The organism is Dactylosporangium cerinum (genome assembly GCF_042653625.1).
GTDB classification, from domain to species: Bacteria; Actinomycetota; Actinomycetes; order Mycobacteriales; family Micromonosporaceae; genus Dactylosporangium; species Dactylosporangium cerinum.
On sequence record NZ_JBHSIU010000060.1, the window covers coordinates 18144 to 39000 of the forward strand.

Genomic DNA, 20857 nt, shown 5'->3' on the forward strand with positions numbered 1-20857 from the left:
TGGGTTATCGTGCCGGCGGTGGCACTCGTGGTGTTGACGGCGTTCCCCTCGGCCGCCTCTGCGGCCCCGGCGGGCACCTCTGATCTCCTGTCCGACCTCACGCTGCGTGATCTGACGATGATCGTGGCCGGCATCGGCGTGTTCGGCGTCCTGCTGATCGTGATCGGCGTCGTCGGCGTCCGCCGCTCCCGCGCCGCCCGCCGCGCCTCCATCGCCCCCTGACCCGGTTCCATAGCGACGGTGTGCGTTCCACTCCTTTTCGCCAGAGCTGGGTAGATCGCACACCGTCTATGACGGAAAAGGGTGAATGGCGGGCGTCGACCATTCACTGGAAGGCCCATTGACATCTTCGGATGCGCGCCCACAATTTCCATGGGCGGTCTCAGAAGGGAATAGCGATGGGCAGTACCACAAGTCGCATCCTCGTGCCGTTCCGCGGAACAGGTGCCGGGGTCGCCGAGCTGACCTGGGCGCAGCTCGGAATCTGGCAGACGATGCGCGACACCGGGCTCAGCATGAACATCGGCGGGACCGTGCCGATGCCGGCCGGCACGTCGGTGTCTGACATGGAAACGTTGCTGCGGTATCTGGTGGGCCGCCACCAGGCGCTGCGGACCAGGCTGCGGTTCGAGCCCGGCGGCGTCACCCGGCAGGTCGTGTCCGAGGTGGGCGAGCTGACCCTCGAGGTCGTCGACACGGATGACGATCCCGTAGCCGCCGCCGAGGAGGTGCGGCGCCGATACGAGGCCGAACCGTTCGCCTACGAGACCGAGTGGCCGGTGCGGATGGGTGTGGTACGGCACGGCGGCGAGGTCACCCACGTCGTGGTGCTGTACTGCCACGTGGCCGTCGACGGGTTCGGCATCGACGCGATCGTGCGGGACATGGCCGAGCTGGACCCCGCGACCGGGACGACGACCGCGCCGGTGCCGGGCCTGACCCCGCTCGAGCTGACCGCGAAGCAGAACACCTCGTCGGGACGGCGGCAGAGCGAGAAGTCGCTGCGGCACTGGGAGCACCTGCTGCGCACGATCCCGGCGGAGCGTTTCGGCTGGTCCGGTGATCCGCAGACGCCGCGGTACTGGGAGATCACGCACCGCTCGCCGGCGATGCAGCTGGCGATGCGGCTGATCGCGCACCGCACCGGCGCCGGCGTGGGCTATGTGGTCCTCGCCGCCTACGCGGTCGGCCTGGCCCGGCTGACCGGACGCAGCCCGAGCGTGGCGCAGCTGGTGGTGAGCAACCGGTTCCGGCCGGGCTGCGCCGACTCGGTCAGCCAGCTGGCCCAGTTGAGCATCTGCGCCGTCGACGTCGTCGACACGACCTTCGACGAGGTGGTGGGGCGGGCGTGGACCGCGGCGACGAACGCGTACATGCACGGGCACTTCGACCCCGTGGCGCTGACCGCGCTGCTGGAGCGGGTGCGCGCCGACCGGGGTGACGTGGACTTCTCGATCATCGTGAACGACCGGCGGTCCCGCGACGGCGCGGCGGAGGACGGTGAGCTGCCCACGCGGCGGCAGCTGGCGGACGCGCTGCCGCGCTCGACGAGCTGGTGGAACCGGAAGGTCGAGGTGCTGGACGCCGCGCTCAACATCAGCGTCGACGCCGCGCCCGACGCGGTGGACGTGACGATCTGCGCCGACACGCACCGGCTCGCCCCGGCCGACATCGTGGCCCTCGCGCTGGAGATGGAGCGGGTCGCGGTGGAGGCGGCCTTCGACCCCGCCGCACCGACCCGCGTCGGGGCCCGCTCGGCGGCACCGATCGGGTGATGGACTTCCGGTTCGACGTCGTGGGCGTCGGGGCGCTCAACTTCGACTCGATCGCCCCGGTCTCGGCTGCCGCGCGCAACCTGCTGCGCGGCGCCGTCGACTGGGGCGCCGAGTGCCGGGTCGGCGCGGCGACGGTGGACGCGGCGATGCGGACGGTCCACGCCGCCGCGGTCCGGGTCGCGGTCGGCGGGTCTGCGTACAACACGGTCGCCGCCCTGGCGCACACCGGCGCCGGGCTGCGGCTCGGCTACGTCGGCGTGGCGGGGCGGCTGCCGGTGCCGGGCGCCCCGATCCTGGAGCGGCTGCACCGCCTCGGCGTCGACACCGAGCACCTGCGGGTCTCGGCTGGCGAGCTCAGCGGCGTCTGCCTGTCGCTGGTCGAGGACGGCGAGCGGACGCTGCTGGTCCATCCGGGCGCGAACGACCGGATGGCCGAGCACCTGGAGTCGCGGTTCGACGAGGTCGTGGCGTACCTGTCGGCGGCGAGGATCGTGCACGTGACGTCGTTCCTGGACGCGCGGACCCCGGCGGTCCTCGCCGACGTGCTCGCCGCGGTCCGGGACCGCAGCCCCGAGACGGTGCTGTCGTTCGACCCGGGGCACGTGTGGGCGGCGAGCCGATCCGCCCCGGTCGCGGCGCTCGCCGCCATGGCCGACCACGTGCTGCTCAACGAGCGGGAGCTGCAGGCGCTCGGCACGACCGGCGACGACACCTGGGCCGCGGACCGCATCCTGCGGGTCGGCCGGCCCGGCCGGTTCGTGCACGTCAAACGCCCGGCCGGGGTCACCACGTTCACCCGCTCCGGTCCGCTGCTGCGAGCCCGGTTCCACCCGCAGCAGTTCCTCACCGCGGACCTGGTGCTGGACGCGACCGGCGCCGGCGACGTCTACGCCGCCGGCGTCCTCGCCGCGGTCGCCGAAGGCACCCACCTGCACGACGGGGTCCGCCTCGGCATGGCGCTGGCCCGGCACAAGCTGCAGCATCTCGCCGACGGCGGCCACTCGGACTTCCCGGCCGTGCTGGCCGCCTGGCACGAGCGGGCTACGCCGGATCGGTCCTGATCATCCGGACCAGGGCCCGGATGCCGGTCAGCAGCTCCTGGTGGTCGCTGATCCCGTCGAGGGTGCCCTCGATCCGGCGGGCCATCTGCTCGATGCGGGCCTTCAGCGCCTCGTCGCGGTCGCGGGCGGCGGCCCGGTCGACCGCCTGTGCGTCCTCCAGGCGGGTCAGGTCGGTCGTCGCCTGCCGGCGCAGGTTCGCCAGGTCGTCCACGGCGGCCGTGCGCGCCTCGTCGAGCTCCCGCTGGACCTTCTCGACGGCCTCGGTCAGCGAGGTCACGGTCGCGGTCAGGGTCACGACGTCGTCGCGCGGATGGGTGCTGTCCCGGCGCAGCGAGGTGATCCGGTCGCGCAGGTGCCCGAAGTAGGCGACCGCGGGCCGCACCAGCGTGGAGAGCAGGTAGAAGCCGGCGAGGTAGTACCCGGTCAGCTCGCCGGACACGAAGGCGAACACGGCGGTGACGGCGGCGGTGCCGAGGTGCCCGCCGATCGCGAACCGCAGCATCCACCGCGCGATCCGCCGGGCCTCCTCGTCCCGCGAGTCCGGCACGGCGATGCCACGCTCGCGGGAGACCGCGTTCTCGGCGGTGACCTGCCGCGCGTCGAAGTACAGGTTCCACGGCCAGGTGACGAGCACGATCGTCCACATCAGCGCGGCCAGGCCGGCGCCGATCGTCACCAGGGTCTGCAGGGAGACCCCCGCCACCCGGCCCAGCCAGGCGAACAACAACGCGGCCGCGGCGCCCACCACGACCGTCGCCCACCATCGGACCATGAGACGCGAAGAATGCATGCGCACACTCTGCCGTTCCGGGGCCCGATGCGGATGCGCGCCGATACTCACAGCGCCCTGAGTACGCGAGGGTGCGGAGGCGTGAACCTCCGCACCCTCGCGATCGTCAGCTTGCGGTGATCAGTTCCTTCGGCTCGGCCGGCAGGTGCTCGTGGGCCTTGCCCTCGACGTGCAGCTCGGGCAGGACCCGGACCAGCCACTGCGGCATCCACCAGTTGACCCGGCCGAGGATGTGCATGACGGCCGGCACCAGCAGCAGGCGCACGACGGTCGCGTCGAGCAGGATCGCCGCGGCCATGCCCACGCCGATGACCTTCAGGACCAGGTCGGGGCTGGGGATGAAGGCGGCGAACACCGCGATCATGATGGCGGCCGCGGCGGTGATGACGCGGGCGGTGCCGGCCAGGCCGTCGGTGACGGCGCGGCCGTTTTCGTTCGTGCGGGTCCAGACCTCGCGCATCCGGCTGACCAGGAACACCTCGTAGTCCATGGAGAGGCCGAACAGCACCGCGAACATCAGCACCGGGATGAACGCCGGCAGCGGGGTCTCGGTGTCGATGCCGATGAGCTGGCCGGCCCAGCCGCCCTGCAGGACCAGCGCGATGACGCCGTAGGAGGCGGCGACGGACAGCAGGTTCATCACGGCCGCCTTGACGGCCACGGCGACGCTGCGGAAGGAGACCAGGAGCAGCAGCATGGACAGCAGGACCACGCCGCCGATGAGCAGCGGGATCCGCCGGGCGATGTTCTCGGTGCTGTCGATCGCGGTGGCGGTCATGCCGCCGACGTGGGCGCTGGCGCCGGTGCCGGCGAGGGTCTGCGGCAGCGTGTCGCGGAGCCGCTCGACGAGGTCCTCGGTGCGGGCGTCCTGCGGGCCGGTGCGCGGCAGGACGGTGATGACCGCGGTGGTGCCGTCCTGGTTGAGCTGCGCGGGCATGGCGGCCGCCACCCCGTCGACGCCGGGCAGCGTCGCGGCGAGCTTGTCCAGCGCGGCGTTGTCGCCGGCGCGGGGCAGCTGGACGGCGAGGACGAGCGGCCCGTTGGCGCCCGGGCCGAAGCCCTGGGCCACGAGGTCGTATGCCTGCCGGGTGCTGGTCTCCTCGCGGTTGTTGCCGGCGTCGGGGAAGCCGAAGCGGACGCCGAGGAACGGTGCCGCGAGCGCGAGCAGGATGGCGACGCCGAGCAGGGCGGACACGTACCGGTGCCGCTGGATCAACGCACTCCAGCGCAGCCAGCCCCGGCCGGGCTCGACGTGGCCACCGGCCGCGACGGTGATCGGGGCGCGGCGGCCGAGCGGGAGGCGCAGCCGGTCGACGTGCTTGCCGAGGTAGCCCAGCAGCGCCGGGAAGAGGGTGACGCTGGCGGCCAGGACGACCACGACGCCGAGGATGGTGACGAGGGCGGCGCCGCGCATGAAGGACAGGCCCATCGCAAACAGGCCGAGCATGCTGACCACGACGGTGCTGCCGGCGACCATGACGGAGCGGCCCGCGGTGTCCAGGGTCGCGACGGTCGCGGCCTCCGGGTCCAGCCCGGCGGCCCGCCACTCGCGGAAGCGGGTCACCATCAGCAGCACGTAGTCGATGCCGATGCCGATGCCCATCATCGTGGCCAGGGAGGTGGACCAGTCGGGCGCGTCGACGAAGCGGATCAGCAGGCCGGTCAGGGTGCTGCTGACGGCGAGCCCGGCGATGGCGACGAGGACAGGCAGGCCGGCGGCGATCACCGAGCCGAACATGAGCAGCAGGATGATGATGGCGGCGGCCAGGCCGATGCCCTCGGAGCCGATCTCGCCCTGCTCGGCGCGCTGGATGCTCTGCCCGCCGAGCGCGACCACCAGGCCGTCACGGTCGAACTCGCCGGCGATGTCGAGCAGCCGCTGGCTGTCCTCGACCGGCATGTCGTCGGGGTTGACGTAGTCCAGGCGCAGGTCGGCGACGGCGGTGCGGCCGTCGGCGGAGATCCCACCGGGGTTCTGGAACGGGTCGGCGACGCCGGCGACGTGCGGCGCGGTGGCGAGCTTGGCCAGCAGGGCCTGCACGTCGCTCTTCGCGCCCTCGACGCCGTCGCCGGCGCGGACCACGACGGTGACGGTCGCCCCGGACTGGGCCGCGAAGCGCTCGGCGAGCAGCTGCTGTGCCTGCTTGGAGTCCGAGCCCGGCGCAGAGTAGTCGGCGGCGAACTCGCCGCCGAAGTTGATGGACAACGCGACGGCCGCGACGAGCGCGACGACCCACGCGATGATCGTCCGGCCGCGGCGCCGGTACGCCACCCGGGCGAGCCGCCCGAGCGGCCCTGGTTGGGGTTTCTGGTCGGTCATGGGGTTCCCCCGCCTTGTTTGAGCTCAAGGGTGAATGGGCATCAGTAGCGTTACGACTATTAACAAACACGACGCCACATCACTTGTCAAGCGGCTTCACGTCTGTAACGATGCTTAACGCAACGGTCATCTGGAGGACTTCATGAGCACGCCAGCGCGGTCGGCACCACGACGTGAGAAGGCGCGGGCGGCCACCATCGACGAGATCAAGCTCACCGCACTGACCCACATGCGGGAGACGGGCACCCTCGACATCCGCTTCGCCGACATCGCGCGCGCCATGGAGATGACCCCGCCGGCGCTGTACCGCTACTTCGCCGACCGCGACGAGCTGCTCAGCGCGCTCATCGCCGACGCGTACGACGACCTCGCCCGCTGCGTGGCGGAGGCGCGCGACGCCGTCCCGGCCGCCGACATCGGCGCGCGGTTCCTCGCGATCGCCCGGTCCTATCGGCAGTGGGCGCGGCAGGAGCCCCAGCAGTTCGCGCTCATCTTCGGCCTGCCCGTGGCCGGCTACGTCGCCCCGGTCGACGGCCCGACCACCGAAGCCGCCCAGCGGGCGATGTCACAGCTGTCGCAGTTGTTCCTGGAGGCCATCGAGCTCGGCGTGCTCACCCAGCCCCGGCTGCGCGACGTGCACCCGGCGATCGCCGCCTGCGCCGAACAGAAGAACCAGCACCTCGCCACGGAGATCCCCGCGGAGACGTTCCAGGCGATGCTGCACACCTGGTCGACGCTGCACGGCTTCGCCTGCCTGGAGGCCTACGGGCACTTCGACTGGATCGACGAGGCCGGCCGCGACGCGCTCTTCGACGGCCACGCCCGCCTCGCCGCCGAGGTCGCCGGGCTGCCCGCCCCCAAGGACGCCTGAGCGCGTCAGGCCAGCACTGACGCGAGGTCGCGGTCGACCGGGTTCCCCTCCAGGTCGACGAGCTGCGCCGGTCCGGTCCACGAGTGCCGCCAGGTGGCCGCGCCGGCGTCCAGCAAGGTCACCGCGACCAGCCCGCGCAGCGCGTTCGTGGTGCTCGCGTCCCGCGGCAGCCGCCCGTCGGCGAGCAGCCGCAGGACCGCGCGCGCGTCGCCGCCGGCCGCCTCCAGCAGCCGGTTCGCGTCGAGCTGGGCGGCGTTCGTCGCGGCCTTCGCGGTCAGCTCGTGCCACGGCAGGACGCGGAAGCCCGTCTCGTGGAACGCGCCGACCTCCAGCTGGCGCAACACCTCGTCGCGCTCCTCGCTCACCAGGTCCAGGGCCGGCCTGATGTCCGGCGTGACCGTCGCGGACGGGCCGGCCGCGATCGCCGCGACGCGCTGCTGGGCGTCCGCCGGCAGGGCCGGTGCCCCGCGCACGGCCATGAACTCGGCGAAGCCGTCGAACATGTCGGCCGCGACGTACCCCCGCTCGCGCAGCGGGTCGACGTACTCCTGCCGGTACTGCTGCCAGGCCGCTTCGACGAGCGCGGTCCGGAGCAGCGCCTCCGCGGCACCCTCCCGACCGGCGACGGCGACGAGCGTCCCGTCGGCCTCGCGGTCCAGCAGCCGGTCGATCGGTTCGACGACGGCGGTGTACAGCCCGGCGTACGCGAGGAACATCGCCCGCACGAACGGATTGCGCACGGCGGCGGCGGTCGCGTTGACGATCACCTGGCCGCGGTGCGCGACGGCGACCGGGCCCGAGTGCCGCCGGGTCAACCGGCTCAGCTGATGGCCGGCGGTCGCGGCGAGGTCGGTGACGGTCAGCGCCCGCAGCAGCGGCGCCCCGATCTCCAGCGTCCGCCAGCCACCGCGCAGGCCGAGCAGCCCGGCCTCCTCGACGACCCTGACCCGGGGCGTGGCGACGAGCCGGATCTCGTCGGGCTCGCGGGTGCCGGCCAGCGCCGCGAGCCCACGCACGACGTGCCACAGCTCCGGCGCCCGGGCCTCGGTGAGCCGCACCCCGGTCGGCGACGGCGGCCGCGCCGCGAACACCTGCAGCACCGCGAGGAACAGCGCCACCGCGGCCCCGATGGCGATCCACCGCAGCACCCACCCCGCGAAGAACCCGGCGACCAGGATCCCCGCCAGCAGCACCACGGTCATCACGTAGAACCCGACGAGCAGCGCGATGGCCACCCACGCCCGCACAGCGATCATCTTAGACACCCCTCCCCCGATGGCCTTGGAGAGGCTAGTCGATCGGGCGATTACCCGCAGTCCTGGCCGGCCCCGGTCCTAGCCGAGCCGGCGGCTGCGGCGTGCCGTCTTGGCCAGCACGAACTTCTCCATCGAGCCATACACGCTCATGCTCGGGGTCGTGACGAGGCCGATGTCACGGACCTTTGACAACGCGTACTGGAAAGCCTCGTCCGCCGCGATCCGCCCGTCGCCGTCGCTGTCGGCGTCGCCCGTCCGCAAGCCCTCCACCAACGCCGCAGTGAACGTGGAGGACGGCCTTCCCCGCAGATACGTGCTGGTCAGGACCGTTCGACTGCTCCCGGAAGGCATCGGATCAAGCAATGGCTCCAACTCGTAGAGATGCTCACTGCGCAGCTCGGTGCAGCAGTCCACGATCACGATCTGCCGTCGCGCCCGGCAGTTGTTCAGCTGGCGGATCAGCCACGCCAACTCGATGCCGGACTCCGGCAGACGCTCGCTGTCGGTGTCGATGGTCGCGAACACCCGCTGCCCGCGGATGTCGCGGAGGCTGAGTCCGGCCAGATACAGCAGGACATGATCATCCGGTTCACGTGATGTCAGAAACTCCGTGACCGTCAGTTGGAACTCGTACGTCCCACGATCGAACAGTGTGCTGACCGTGAAGCCACCGAGGCCCGGATCGCCGAGGACCCCCGCCAACGCAGCAGCGTGCAGCAGCGCGTCGGGCAGATCGACGAGTTTCCGGTCGCGATACTTGGAGGTTCCGATCACCAACGCACGACGCGGGCCCGGCAAAGGAAAGATGGCCGGCATCTCAGCGAGCCGGCGGGCAGGCTTCGCCTCGGGAACCGGCTGCGCCCGCGCGTTCGCCACGATCTCCTCCGCGAGCCGGCTCACCAGCGCGTGGTGGCGCACGCCGTCCAGTTCCTCGGTCACCACGCGCACTGCGGCGGCGGCGCCATCCCTGGTGTGGAAGAGGTTCCACTGCTGTGCGCAGGCGGGATCATCGAAGTAACCCGCGCCGTCGACGCCGATGAACATCTGGCAGACGCTCAGCGTCTCCTCGATCCGTGCGGCTCCCGCCGTCCCTGCCGGCAGCGCGAACACCGCGGTGCCGACCTCGACGTCGTAGGTGACACCGGCCAGCACCCGCACCTCGGCACTGAGATCGATGTGCAACCGGCGCCCGTAGGTCGACGGTCCTCCGTCGACGTGGCTGATGAAGTAGTAGTTCCGTGGCGCGATCTCGGGAATCCACAGGTCGCGGGCGACCGGGCCGTCCCAGCCGTCGGCGATCCGGGCGGCGAGCGCTTCGGCGGCAGCGGCGTTGGAGAACCCGTCCTCGCCGACGAGCGCGGGAATGAAGTACCTCCCGCCCGCCACCAGACCGGTGTCGACCCGCTCCAACGACAGTTCCGCGGCCCGGGCAGGGTCGATCACCGAACCTGGTGGGTCGTCCAACGCCAGCTCGATCTTGTTCGCGAACTGCTGCAGGATGGTGGACACGGTCCAGGTCCTGGCGGACGCCAGCAGGTGAACCCGCTGTCCGGGTCCGTCACCGGCGATCGCGGCAAGCCGCGTCCGGTCCAGTTTCGCGCCGTTCCAGTCGTCGATGACGAGGAAGACGCGGGCTTCCGGCTCGTCGGTGGTGCTGGCGGCGCGCCGCGTCACCAGGTCCAGCACCAGGTCGACCGCGTCCATGGATTCCATGGCCAGGTTTCCGTCGGCGACGAGCCGGACGTGCGGCAGCCCGGCCAGCGGTGACAGGCCGCCGCTGCCGTCGATGAGGACGAAGTGCGCCTCCTGCGGGGTCCGCGTCAACGCGAGTGACAGCACCGCGGCGAGCAGGACGTCGGTTGTCGCGACCGCGGACGACCCGACGACCGCGAGATTGCCGTCCGCAAGGTCGACCCGCAACGGTGCGTAGTCAAGGCCGTCCGGGCTGCTCACGATGCCCAGCACGGCGTATACGGAACTCCCGCCCGCCGCGAGACCCCGGCCGGGGACCTGCCGCGGCGTGCCGATCAGGTCGAACAAAGCGGGCCTGCGGTCCGGCGTCGGCACCGTGACCCATGCGTTCGGGGCATGTCCGGCCACGAGGCTTGCCGTCAACCACTGCAGCACCGTCTCGTTGCCGTCCGGGCCCCTCCACACGAACGTGGCCGCGGCCGCGAAATCCCGTCGCTGGCCGTCGGCGGACAAGGTGCCGTGTCCGGGCGTCGTCGCGGAGCCGAGGTCGATGCGCCAGTCCGGGATGCTGCCCCCGGGATTCCGCAGCATGGTGGGATCGACGCGCGAGGCCAGCAGCACATGCACCCCGGGATGCCTGCCGATCGCCAGCAGAGGGGCGAACCGGCTGGAGTGGCGGGACAGGTTCTCGAACTCGTCGACGACCACCACCAGCCGAGGCTGTGCCCCGGACCCGGCCCCGGCGCGGCGCTCCAGATACCGATCGATGTCGCTCATCAGGTGGCGGGCACCGATCGGCGTCGCCGGCCCCCGGTGAAATCCGACGACGTGTGGCAACGAGGAGAGCGATTCGAGCGTCTTGGCGACATTGCCGTCGATCAGGAGCAAGTGGAGTTGATCAGGGTGCGCGGTCGCGGCGAGGGCGAGCACGATCGTGCGCAGCAGCTCACGGCGCCCGCCCCCGTCCACGGCGGTCAGCAGACCCAACCCGGGCATGTCGAAGTCGAGCAGGACCGGCACTCCGCCGGCGTCGACGCCGAACGGAATCGACAGACCGGTCCGGGGCGCCCACTGCCGGACCGGGTCGAACCGCTGCGGGAACGGCATGCCGAGCAGGTCGGTCAGCGGCATCGGACCAGCGGCTGCGTCGAAGGCGACGACATCGACGTCGGGCAGCGGACCCAGGACGGCGAGGGCCCCGGCCGCCGCCTCCGAGGTCACGGTCCGCAGCTCGGCGCGGATCAGGTCGACGTCGGCGCCGGGCAGGAGCCCCAGCTCCGCGAGTCGCCGGACCGCCGCGTCGGACGGTAGGCGGTCGATCTCGTCCTGGATCTCGTCGGTGAGGCTGCGGGACGGGTCGGGTTGCCGGTCGAGGCGTCCCCGCATGGCCACGAACCAGTCCTTGGACAGGCCCACCTGTACACCGGAATCCGCCGCCGCGTCCGAAAGCCAGCGGGACGCAGCTGGAGGGTCGATGATGCCGATGGCGGTCAGCTGCTGGGCCTGTGCCAGGAACGGGTGGGCGCTCCACACGTCGGGGCGGTCGCAGTACCGTTCCAGCAGCAGCGCCACCTGCACGGTGCGGTCCGGTGGATACGCGGTGCGCAGGCTGATGAGCAGGTGCCGGCGCAGGTCGTCGTCGATCTCGTACAGGCCGCCGCCGAGGTCGCGGAACAGCGGCGAGGTCAGCAGCGCGGCCTCGACCGTCCATGGCAGGTCGTGTGGCGGGTCGACGAAGAAGTTGATCCGCAGCAGGTGCAGCAGGGTCGGGTCGACGGCGACCGGGACGGCGGCGTGGCAGGCCAGTTCGAGCGCGCCCGGCGGCAGCGTTGCCCGTGCCTGCGCGAGGCGGGCGGCGGCCGTCGACACGTGCCCGTAGGCGCTCACAGCGGACGCTCGACCGGCACGGGGTGGCCGCGGAGGGCGTCGACCGCGCCGTACATGCCGTCGCGGGTGAGGGGGTACATCGGCACGTGCCGGGCGATCTGGCCGGCGGTGGTGTCGGGCCAGCGGTCGGCGTCGACCGGGTTGAGCCAGGCGACGGCCGCGCCGCGGGCGACGACCGCGAGCAGGAGCGCCACGGTGTCGAAGAGCCGCGTCATGACGAACGAGCCGCGCAGCGCGCCCGCGTCGCTGATCACCACCACGGCCGAGCCGCCGGTGACGGCGTCGAGGAGGTCGGCCACGGGCCACGGGGTCAGCATCGCAGGGTCGCGGTAGACCCGGCCGGTGCCGAGGGCGGGGATGCGGTCCAGGATCGGGTCGAGCTCGGCGGTGACCGTTCCGGGCAGGGCCGCGAGCGCGCTGCGGTCGAGGCTCCGGCCGGGTGTGTTGCGGAAGTACGCGACGGTGATGGCGTCGAGGCGCCCGGCCCGGACGATCGAGCTCACCACGTGATCGACGAGACCGTGGTACGGCGTCATCGACCCGTCCCGGTCCACGAGCAGGAGCAGCCGGGCCGTGTTCGCCCGGGGCGGCACGAGCACGGGTGAGGTGACCACGCCGGTGCGGGCGTAGCGGTCCAGGGTCGCGTCGAGGTCGAGCTCGGTCGGCGGCCCCTGACGGACCGGGCGGCGCAGCCGGCGCCAGATCTGCGCGACCTCCCGCTCGGAAACCGGGTACTGCGGCCGGAGGACGAGGAACGGCGACGGGATCCCCGATCGGGGCGGCTCGGTCACGTCGGCGGGTCGCGGCGGCCGCACGATGGCCAGCTCCGCCGACGGCACGGGTGTGATCGGCACCGGATCGGCGGCGGGTCCGGGCTCCGACGGCGCGGCGACCGGCGCCGGCGGGTCGGCCTGGACGCCCGCGGAACGAGCAACTGGGGAAACGACCCAGGCGGGCGGATCCGCCAGGTGCAGCGCGGCGCCGATCAGCTCGGCGTCGCGCGGCGACTTGGCCCACAGCGTGATGCACAGGTCGCGCAGCGCTTCGGTCGACTCCAGGCCGTGCCCGGCGGCGAGCGCGGTCCGCAGCGCGGCGCAGTCGTCGACACCGAGGGGCAGGCCACGCCGGCGGAGCCGGGTGACGAGCCCACGGACGAACGACGGCATCGGCGCGTTCACGGCGTGCTGAACCGTTCCACGGCCTTGATCTGGTCGGCGCGCTGCTTCAGCAACGCGCCGCCGTTCGGCAGGGTTGTCAGAGTGGCCGGGTCGACGCTGTCGGCCTGGAGGCACTCGGCCCAGTCGAGGAGCTCGCTGAGACCCGGTTTGCGGTTGAGCCCCATCGCGTGCAGGCGCTGCACCACGTCGATCGCCTGCTGCCGGAGCTGGGCGCTCTCGATGCCGTGCATGGCGAGGATCTCGTCGAGGCGGTCGCCGGGGAATTCCACGAAGTGGAACACGCACCGACGCAGGAACGCGCCCGGCAGCTGCTTCTCCTCGTTGTTGGTGACGATGATGAGCGGGCGCAGGTCGGGCCGGTCCGGTGGGACCTGGTGCCGTTCGCCGGGGATCTCGTCGATCTCGAAGCGCAGCTCGTCGAGCTCGCGGAGCAGGTCGTTGGGGAAGTCCAGGTCGGCCTTGTCGATCTCATCGATGAGCAGCACCGACCGGCGGCCGTAGGAGGCACGGACGATGGCCCGGCCGAGCGGGCCGAACCGGACGTAGGTGCCCGGGTCCGGCAGCGCCGCGCCGAGGCCGCCGAGCTGCGCGTCGGACAGCCGGCGCACGGCGTCGAAGGTGTACAGCAGGTCCCGGCCGCGGCTGGTCGACTTGATGTGCGCCTGCTCCAGCGGCAGCCCGAGATGATAGGCGACGGCGTGCGCCAGCCGGGTCTTGCCGACGCCGGGGTCGCCCTGCAGCAGCAGCGGCCGGCCGAGCGTGATCGAGACGTTGACCGCCTCGCACAATTGCGGTGTCAGCAGGTATGGCTCGCGGTGCAGCACCCGCGTCGGCGGCTCCGTCTCGACGATCGGGTGGACCTCGGCATCCTCGACCGGCCGCGACGGCGGGGGCTGGGTGCCCACGTCCAGGCGCATCGAAGTGTCGACACTGCGGCGCACGTACACGTCAGCCCACCTTCTCCAGCCAGTGCAGGAATCGTTCCGGGTCCGGGTCCCTGCGCAGGGCCACGATGCTCTTGTCGAGCGCGCCGTAGGTGAGCAGGATGTTCAGGTCACCGGCGACGGCCGCCTCGCGTTCGACGTAGCGGCTCCACGGGATCCGCAGCGCGGCGTCCCAACCGAGGTCCGCGAGCACCTCCCGCGCCCACTTCGACACGTCACGCGGTTTGAACGCGGGTTGGCCCAGGTCGACGACACCCTCGGGACAGGCCCCGCCGGGCACGTCGGTGAAGACCAGGACGAACCACCGCTCCAGCGGGGGGCACCGGCCCCGGACGCCGTCCCAGAAGTCGCGCACCGACTCCGGTGATGCCCGGTCGATGCGCACGGACCAGAGCTTGCCGCCGTCGTCGGGGCCGGGCGCGTGCTGCAGGACCTGCTTGACCCAGGTGTCCGCCTCGCCGTACTCCGGTTGCAGGGTCATCGGGCGCACGGGCTCGACGTCGCCGAGGCAGTCCTGCAGCCACGAGCACAGCTTGCCGACGAGGATGTCGTCGCGGGTGGTGAGGCGCAGCCCGAGCAGGCCTGGCGGGTGGTCGAGTGTCCGCTCGTGGATCAGGTCCCGGGCGGCGTCGAGGTCGAAGTGTGCGGAGTCCAGGCGCCGCACGTTGGTCGGGACCGCAAGCCCGGACGCGACCGCCGCCACCCGCCCGTCCGCGACGGCGAACTGCCGCACGAGCTGGTTGTTGGGCCGGTCCTCGATGACGGCGTGGACGAGGTCGCCGAGCCAGCCCTCCGAATGCGCCGACTGGATCATCCTGAGGACGACTTCCTTGGTGCCGACACCGTCGCCGACAAGCATTGCCCGGCTGCGGCCGAGCCCCAGCATCAGCAGGTCCAGGTCGGTGCGGTCCGGATACGCGTCGATCATCGCGTCCTTCAGCCGGCCGAGTTGGAGGCGCTGCATGCGGGCTCAGAACGCGGCGAGGTCCGGCGGCAGGGCGCGCCGGATCGCGGTGATCGGGACCGCCCGGTTGTGGGTTGGGCGGTGCTGCGGGCGGATGTCGGGGTCGCCGCCCTGGTGCATCGCGACGAGAGCGAGCCTGGTGTCGAAGCACGGCGCGCCGGACGATCCGGGGGCGGTGTTGACCGCGTGGCGCAGCCGGGTGCCGTCGACGTCAACGTCGAGCAGTGGGCCGATCGACATGCGCAGCGGCCCACCCTCGGGATGATGCAGCAGGAACAGGTCCTCGTAGGGCTCGGGCGCGTCGACCCGCACCGACTCGACCCAGCCGCGCGGTTCGCCACCGAGTTTCCCGTCGACCCGCAGGACGGCGAAGTCCAACTGCGGATCGCCGGTGGCGAACCAGTCCTGCTCCAGAGCGAACACGTGCCCGGTTGCGGTGGCGGACCGGTAGTCGAAGCGCAGCCGGACGTCGACGCCCTGGACGCCGGCGATCACATGCTGCGCCGTGAGGCATAACCCGGGTCCGACGAGCACGCCGGTGCCGAGCGGGCGGGGGCCGGCCGGGGTGTCGGTCTCGATCCGGCAGACGCGGCCCTCGGCGTCCTCGAGCCGCCGGCGCAGCACTGCCGGGTCCAGGTCAGGCACGTGGCCGCGGATGGTGCGTTCGAGCCGGACGTCGTCGGTGGCGTAATCCTGCCCGGACGCCGCCACGGACAGCGAGCCGTTGGCGGCGACCCACTCGCGGACCAGGGGGTTGCCGCCGCGGTCGAGGAACACCGCGTCGACGAGCGCCGCCAGCCAACCCTCGGCCCGGGCCGCGGTGATCAGCGCAAACACCGCCTGACGCTGGCCGACGGCGTCGCCGACGTAGTCCGACAGCCGCCGGTCGAGGGAGAAGAAGACCAGTTGATCCAGGTCAGTGCGGTTCGGATACGCGGCCAGCAGCGCCTCGGACAGGTCACCGAGGCGGCGGCCGGTCAGTGGACTGGAGATTGCGGCACCACCTTCGATCAACCGTCCGGAGCGCCTGTCACTGTACGACAACCGTGCGTGTGTCGACTCCTCCCTAACGGTCGACGCATCGACATACTGTCCCGATGACGTCGTACGAGCGGAAGCGGATCACCGCCACTACGGGCCGGCTGTCCGGATGGACGGGCCGCAGGCAAGGCACCGAACTGGTGCTCAGCGGCGCCTGCCCAGCGTGCGGCGACCCGACGGCGGCAAACCTGACGCTGGTGACGACGTCGCTGGAGAGCATCGGCCCGGCGCCCCGGACGTTGACCGTGTCGGTTCCGTGCTGCTGCAGCGGTGCGCACACCGGCCGGCCCGACGGGGTGACCGACGGCTGCGGCCGGGAATGGGGAGTCACAGCAACGATCGCGGACGACGGCTCGGTGACGCTCGAACCGGTCACCGACGCGCACCTGCTCGTCGCCGCCACCGCGTACCGGACGGAGCTGCAGGGGCAGTTACAGGCGGTGCGGGCAGCCGCGGACAAGTGGACGGCAGGCGTGGTCGCGCTCATCGGGCTGGTCGGGCTGGTCGTGCCGGCGGTCGGCCGGGACGCGATCCGGGGCCTCGAACCGTGGGCCCAGTGGCTGGCCGGACTGGCGTTCGCGGCCGCGCTCGGGTGTGCCGCGCTCGCCATCGCCCGCGCGTACCAGGCCGCGCACGGGTGGCCCGTCACCCGGCTGGTGGACGACAACGAGCGGCTGCGGGAGTGGTACGAGCGGTATCAGGGCCGGGCCGTGCTCGCGGTCGACCGGCTCCGCCAGGCGGTCCGCGCCGCGGTCGCGACGGTCGCCGTGCTCGCGGTCGCGGTGGGCGTGACGATCTTCGGCCCGGACACGCCGGCCGCGTCGACCCCGGTGCAGGTCACCCGCCCAGACGGCTCGGTGACCTGCGGCGTGCTCCTGGCGTCCACCGCGGACGGCGCGGTACGGATCCGGCGCGCCGACAGCGGCGACGTCGACGTGCTCACCGGCGCCGACCTGGTCCGGGTGAAGCCGGTCAAGACGTGCTGACAATCAGGCGGGCAGTTCCAGCTCGTAGTGGTCGCCGTGACGCTGGAAGCCGAGACGGCCGTAGTACGGGGCGACCATCCCCGGCGGGGTCAGCACGCGGTGGTAGCCGCGGCCGGTCAGCAGGCCACTGTCGCGGAACACGAACTCGCCGGGACTGAGGTCGCGGAAGCGTTTCGTGACGTAGTCGAGCTCGATCTGCGCGACGCCGTCCCCCGCCGGCCGCAGGAACAGCACCCCGACGACCTCGTCGCCGCGCATGGTGAGGAACGCGGTCCGGTCGGGGGCGTCGTCGAAGCGGAACGACGGATTGAACTTCGCCAGGTCCGCCCAGTGCACGCGCAGCACGTGGGCGAGAAACGTGTCGTCGGTGCCGACCTGCACGACGGTGTACGTCGCCTCGTCGTGCCGGGTCCTCAGCATCTTGTACAGGTGATAGGCGTTGATGCCGGTCATCGCCACGTTGAGGCCGACCATCGGCCAGACACTCAACGCGGCGTTGTAGACCACGAGGACGACGGACCCGATCAGGTTCAGCACCCGCAGCCGCAGGATCCGGGCCTGGGACAGCGACCAGACGAGCACCGCCGAGCCGGCCCAGCCGAGGTAATCGAGCCAGTCCACCGCTGAAGGATAGATGCCCTAAGACATGGTGTACGGGGTGTGCCGCTGTTCGAGGGAACCGTAAGGGTCGCGGACCCGGTTCTTCGCCTCGTCGGTGCGCAGGTCGGCGAGGTGCTGCGCGAGCGCGACCATCGTCATCGTCGGGTTCCACGACCCGCCGCGCGGCCACAGAGAGCGACCCGTGACGTAGACGTTGTCGACGCCGCGGGGCCGGTAGTCCAGGCCGACCGGGGCGTCCTCGTGCTCGCCGATCCACATCGTGGAGCCCTCGTGCACCAGGGCCGGGACCCGGATCTGCTCGGTGGACGGGCGTTGCGGCAGCCAGCGGCCGTGCCGGCCGTCGGGGTCGACGTGCCAGTACTCGACCCGGTCCGGGCCCTTGATCGACAGGACCTCCTCCAGCATCGCGAACGTCGCGGTGTCCATCGTGTCCCAGGTGGACGCGTCGCGGTCGTTCTGCACGACCTGGAGCAGCACGTTGCTCGTCGGGTCCGCGGCGGTGGGGCCGTCGGGGTGCCGGTGCAGCCAGTTGTCGGGGTTGTCGGCGTCGAGCTCGCCGAGGACCGCGCAGACGAACACGACATGATCGGTCGAGGAGCGCAGCTGCTCCGGGGTGGCCGTGGCCACGACGTCGGGCATGTGCCGGGCCGCCGTCTGCGCGTTGCGCTGCGGGTCGCGGTCCGCGAGCACGGTCAGCTGCACGTGGAACTGCCCCTGGCTGCGCTCGTCGAGGCCGGCCAGATAGATCGCGCCGAGCTCCAGGTCGCCGATTTCGCCGTGGTGCGGGTAATCCTGGCGGCACCGCCGCGGAACCGGGGAATAGATGATCACAGGCCGGCCTCGCGGGCCAGGTCGATCGCCTGGGCCCGGTCGGCGACCTGCAGCTTGGCGAAGATGTTGGAGACGTGGTTGCGGACCGTCTTCTGGCTCAGCCCGAGCCGGGCAGCGATCTGCGGGTTCGTCAGGTGCTGGGCGACGAGCGCGAGGATCTCGTGCTCGCGCTGGGTCAGGCCGGGGATGGTGGCGGCGGGCGGCTCCCGGTCGACGTTGGCGAAGTAGCCCATCAGCCGGGTTGCGATCGCCGGGCCGAAGATCGCCTCGCCGTCGGCGACGACCCGGATCGCTCGGATGATCTCGACCCGCCGGGCGCCCTTGAGCACGTAGCCGCGGGCCCCGGCGCGCAGCGCGGCGAAGACCGAGTCGTCGTCGTCGGCCATGCTCAGCACCAGGACCCGCACGTGCGGGTTGGTCTCCAGGATCCGCTGGGTGGCGGCGATCCCGCCCATGCCGGGCATCGCGAGGTCGAGCAGCACCACGTCGGGCTGGTGGCGGGCGAGCGCGGTGAGGGCCTCCTCGCCGCTGGCCGCCTCGCCGCAGACCTCGACCTCGTCGGCGGTGGCGAGCAGCGCCCGCAGCCCGGCCCGGAACTGCGCATGGTCGTCGACGATGAGGACCCGGACGGTCATGGCTGCTCCCCTACCGGCAGGCGGGCGCTCACGGTGGTGCCGGTCTCCGCCGACACCACGTCGAAGGTGCCGCCGAGCTCGGCGGCGCGCTCACGCATCGAGTGCATCCCGACCCCCGTTTCGGTCATCGCGGCCGGGAGGCTTTGTGTCATCGCGGCCGGGGGGCTTTCGGTCATCGCGGGCCGGAAGCGCCCGTTGTCGGTGACTGACAGCCGCAGCCAGCCGCCGTCCAGCCGCAACGCCAGCCGGACGTCGGTGGCGCCGGCGTGGCGGCGGGCGTTGGCGAGGGCTTCGATCGCGATGCGGTACGCGGCGACCTCCACCGCCGCGGGCAGCGCGGGCAGGTCGGATGGCGCCGCGACGACGACCTGCGGGCCGCCGGCCGGCCAGCCCGCCAGGTGGGCGGTGAGGGCACCGGACAGCCCGAGCGTGTCCAGGGCCGGCGGGCGGAGTCCCTCGACGAGCCGCCGCACGTCGGCGACGGCGGTCTCCGCGTCGCGGACGATCTCCTCCAGCAGCGGCGCGGCGGCCTCGCCGGCGCCGAGCGCGAGGGCCGCCTCGGCGCGCATGGTGAGGCCGGCGAGGGTCGGGCCGAGGCCGTCGTGCAGGTCCCGGCGCAGCCGGCGGCGCTCCTCCTCGCGGGCCTGGACGAGCTGCTCCCGGGACCGCTGCAGGTCCGCGGCATAGCGCCCCGCCTGCACGGCCGGGCCGATGTGCCGGGCGACGTCGGTCAGCAGCCGCAGGTCCCGGGGGCCGAGCGCGGCCTCACCGGGGCGCGGGCCGATCAGCAGCTCGCCGACCGTGACCCCGCCCGCCACGAGCGGCAGGCGCGCCGGGTGCGCGGGGCGGGTGCCGGTCTCGGCGGTGCGCCCGCCGTCCGCGTCGATGCGCACATAGGACAGCTGGAGCGCATCGCGGACGGTGGCGGTGCTCGTGGCCAGGACCGCCAGGGGATCCTGGACCTGCGCGAGCCGCTCGCCGAGCCTGGTGAGCACGGTGTACGGGTCGTCGCGCTCGCCGTACACCAGCAGGTTCACGCGACGCTGCACCTGCTGGCGGGCCGTGCCGAAGACGAGGGCGGCAGCGACCGCGGCCACCACGGATGAGGCACCCAGGTAGCCGACAATGACGAGATACGCGCCGCCGACGCCGCCGGTCAGCACGACGAACACCACGGTGCGGCTGATCAGCAGGTCGATGTCGAACAGCCGGTGCCGCAGCACGGCGACGCCGATGCCGGCCGGGACGGACGCGAGGGAGACGCTGCCGGCGAGATCCCACCAGCCGGCCTCGGCGGGCCAGATCCGGTCCGGGTCCGCGTCGGCGAGCCCGGCCGCGAACCGGCCGACGACGACGAGCGCGACCAGCCCGATCGAGTACGCCAGCCAGCGCGCCCGGGCCCGTCGCGCACCGGTCGCCGTGGCCGCCTCGATGACGACCCCGGCCGCGCCCGCGACGAACAGCACCCCGGCGCTGACGGTGAACCCGGCCTCGGCGGCCTTGGCCGCTGCTTCGAACCCCGCGACGCCGAGCGGGTTCGGCAGCCCGTCGGGGCCGACCTGGTCGTTGTGCCCGGGTCGCAGCGCCCCGGCGACCGCCGCGACCACTCCGAGCGCGGCGACGGTCCACAGCGCCCGGGTCATCCACTTCCCGGGCCGTTCGCCGGGGAAGAACGCGGGCAGCGCGGCGAGCGCCAGGTTCGCCGGCACCCACAGCCAGGTCTGCGGCCACGCCGCCGCGGTCGCGCCCGGCAGGCCGCGGATCGCGTACTGGCCGAACGCCTCCAGGAGCGCGAAGCCTGCGGCGCCGAGCAGCAGCAGCCGGCCGAGGGGGTTGGCCGGCCGCTGCCGCAGCACCAGACCGCCCGCCACCGCGCACGCGGCGACGGACAGCAGGTGGCTGACGCCGGCGGGCGGGGCGCCGTTGCCGATGGCCAGCCAGCCCGCCACGCCCGCGACGGCGAGGGTGGCCCAGGCTGCACGGTGCATCGCCTCAGACCCTAACG

The 20857-nt window shown here is 72.5% G+C and carries 17 protein-coding genes; 5 read left to right on the plus strand and 12 right to left on the minus strand.

Going from position 1 to position 20857, the window contains the following annotated elements; genetic code table 11:
• The first annotated feature begins 18 nt into the window (after window positions 1–18).
• From ACFPIJ_RS41680 to ACFPIJ_RS41690, 3 genes are all read left to right on the plus strand, one after another.
• A complete protein-coding gene (locus ACFPIJ_RS41680) occupies window positions 19–222 on the plus strand; it encodes a hypothetical protein (protein WP_380124100.1) in 204 nt (67 codons plus the stop codon).
• Window positions 223–398: 176 nt separating this feature from the next.
• On the plus strand, window positions 399–1775 hold the full coding sequence (locus tag ACFPIJ_RS41685; RefSeq protein WP_380124102.1) for a condensation domain-containing protein: 1377 nt from the start codon (window positions 399–401) through the stop codon (window positions 1773–1775).
• Window positions 1775–2836 carry a carbohydrate kinase family protein gene (locus ACFPIJ_RS41690; protein ID WP_380124104.1) on the plus strand — a complete coding sequence of 354 codons (1062 nt, stop codon included), beginning with the start codon at window positions 1775–1777 and terminating at the stop codon, window positions 2834–2836. Before ACFPIJ_RS41685 ends, ACFPIJ_RS41690 begins: the two co-directional genes overlap by 1 nt.
• Here ACFPIJ_RS41690 and ACFPIJ_RS41695 read toward each other — a convergent pair.
• Both ACFPIJ_RS41695 and ACFPIJ_RS41700 read right to left on the minus strand, forming a co-directional pair.
• The gene (locus tag ACFPIJ_RS41695; RefSeq protein WP_380124106.1) at window positions 2817–3626 is read right to left on the minus strand and encodes a hypothetical protein; all 810 of its coding nucleotides are present in this window, start codon (window positions 3624–3626) and stop codon (window positions 2817–2819) included. The genes ACFPIJ_RS41690 and ACFPIJ_RS41695 overlap by 20 nt on opposite strands.
• Window positions 3627–3732: 106 nt before the next feature.
• Window positions 3733–5946: an MMPL family transporter gene (locus ACFPIJ_RS41700; protein WP_380124108.1), complete on the minus strand. Its 2214-nt coding sequence runs from the start codon at window positions 5944–5946 to the stop codon at window positions 3733–3735.
• 142 nt (window positions 5947–6088) lie between these two features.
• Here ACFPIJ_RS41700 and ACFPIJ_RS41705 point away from each other — a divergent pair, with 142 nt between their 5' ends.
• Window positions 6089–6817, plus strand: coding sequence for a TetR/AcrR family transcriptional regulator (locus tag ACFPIJ_RS41705; RefSeq protein ID WP_380124110.1), 729 nt, complete (start codon window positions 6089–6091; stop codon window positions 6815–6817).
• Window positions 6818–6822: 5 nt separating this feature from the next.
• On the opposite strand, the gene ACFPIJ_RS41710 is transcribed toward ACFPIJ_RS41705, so the two are convergent.
• From ACFPIJ_RS41710 to ACFPIJ_RS41735, 6 genes are all read right to left on the minus strand, one after another.
• Window positions 6823–8073: a M48 family metalloprotease gene (locus tag ACFPIJ_RS41710; protein WP_380124112.1), complete on the minus strand. Its 1251-nt coding sequence runs from the start codon at window positions 8071–8073 to the stop codon at window positions 6823–6825.
• A gap of 78 nt (window positions 8074–8151) precedes the next feature.
• Window positions 8152–11652, minus strand: a complete 3501-nt coding sequence (locus ACFPIJ_RS41715) for an FtsK/SpoIIIE domain-containing protein (RefSeq protein WP_380124115.1) — start codon at window positions 11650–11652, stop codon at window positions 8152–8154.
• Window positions 11649–12830, minus strand: coding sequence for a VWA domain-containing protein (locus tag ACFPIJ_RS41720; protein ID WP_380124118.1), 1182 nt, complete (start codon window positions 12828–12830; stop codon window positions 11649–11651). The genes ACFPIJ_RS41715 and ACFPIJ_RS41720 overlap by 4 nt, the downstream gene beginning before the upstream one ends.
• Window positions 12827–13777 (minus strand): AAA family ATPase, encoded by a 951-nt coding sequence (locus ACFPIJ_RS41725; protein ID WP_380124120.1) that lies wholly within the window; start codon window positions 13775–13777, stop codon window positions 12827–12829. Before ACFPIJ_RS41725 ends, ACFPIJ_RS41720 begins: the two co-directional genes overlap by 4 nt.
• 1 nt (window position 13778) lies before the next feature.
• A complete protein-coding gene (locus tag ACFPIJ_RS41730) occupies window positions 13779–14738 on the minus strand; it encodes an effector-associated domain EAD1-containing protein (protein ID WP_380124122.1) in 960 nt (319 codons plus the stop codon).
• 6 nt (window positions 14739–14744) lie between these two features.
• Window positions 14745–15752 (minus strand): trypsin-like peptidase domain-containing protein, encoded by a 1008-nt coding sequence (locus ACFPIJ_RS41735; RefSeq protein WP_380124124.1) that lies wholly within the window; start codon window positions 15750–15752, stop codon window positions 14745–14747.
• 83 nt (window positions 15753–15835) lie between these two features.
• Between ACFPIJ_RS41735 and ACFPIJ_RS41740 the strand changes: the two genes are divergently transcribed.
• Window positions 15836–16765, plus strand: a complete 930-nt coding sequence (locus tag ACFPIJ_RS41740) for a hypothetical protein (RefSeq protein WP_380124126.1) — start codon at window positions 15836–15838, stop codon at window positions 16763–16765.
• Window positions 16766–16768: 3 nt separating this feature from the next.
• Here ACFPIJ_RS41740 and ACFPIJ_RS41745 read toward each other — a convergent pair whose 3' ends face one another.
• From ACFPIJ_RS41745 to ACFPIJ_RS41760, 4 genes are read right to left on the minus strand one after another with little or no spacing between them, the layout of a single operon-like run.
• Window positions 16769–17386 (minus strand): hypothetical protein, encoded by a 618-nt coding sequence (locus tag ACFPIJ_RS41745; RefSeq protein ID WP_380124128.1) that lies wholly within the window; start codon window positions 17384–17386, stop codon window positions 16769–16771.
• Window positions 17387–17404: 18 nt separating this feature from the next.
• A complete protein-coding gene (locus ACFPIJ_RS41750) occupies window positions 17405–18217 on the minus strand; it encodes a GMC oxidoreductase (RefSeq protein WP_380124130.1) in 813 nt (270 codons plus the stop codon).
• Window positions 18214–18852 carry a response regulator gene (locus ACFPIJ_RS41755; protein ID WP_380124132.1) on the minus strand — a complete coding sequence of 213 codons (639 nt, stop codon included), beginning with the start codon at window positions 18850–18852 and terminating at the stop codon, window positions 18214–18216. The genes ACFPIJ_RS41750 and ACFPIJ_RS41755 overlap by 4 nt, the downstream gene beginning before the upstream one ends.
• Complete coding sequence (locus ACFPIJ_RS41760; RefSeq protein ID WP_380124134.1) at window positions 18849–20840, minus strand: sensor histidine kinase; 1992 nt, start codon at window positions 20838–20840, stop codon at window positions 18849–18851. The genes ACFPIJ_RS41755 and ACFPIJ_RS41760 overlap by 4 nt, the downstream gene beginning before the upstream one ends.
• Between the last annotated feature and the right edge of the window lie 17 nt (window positions 20841–20857).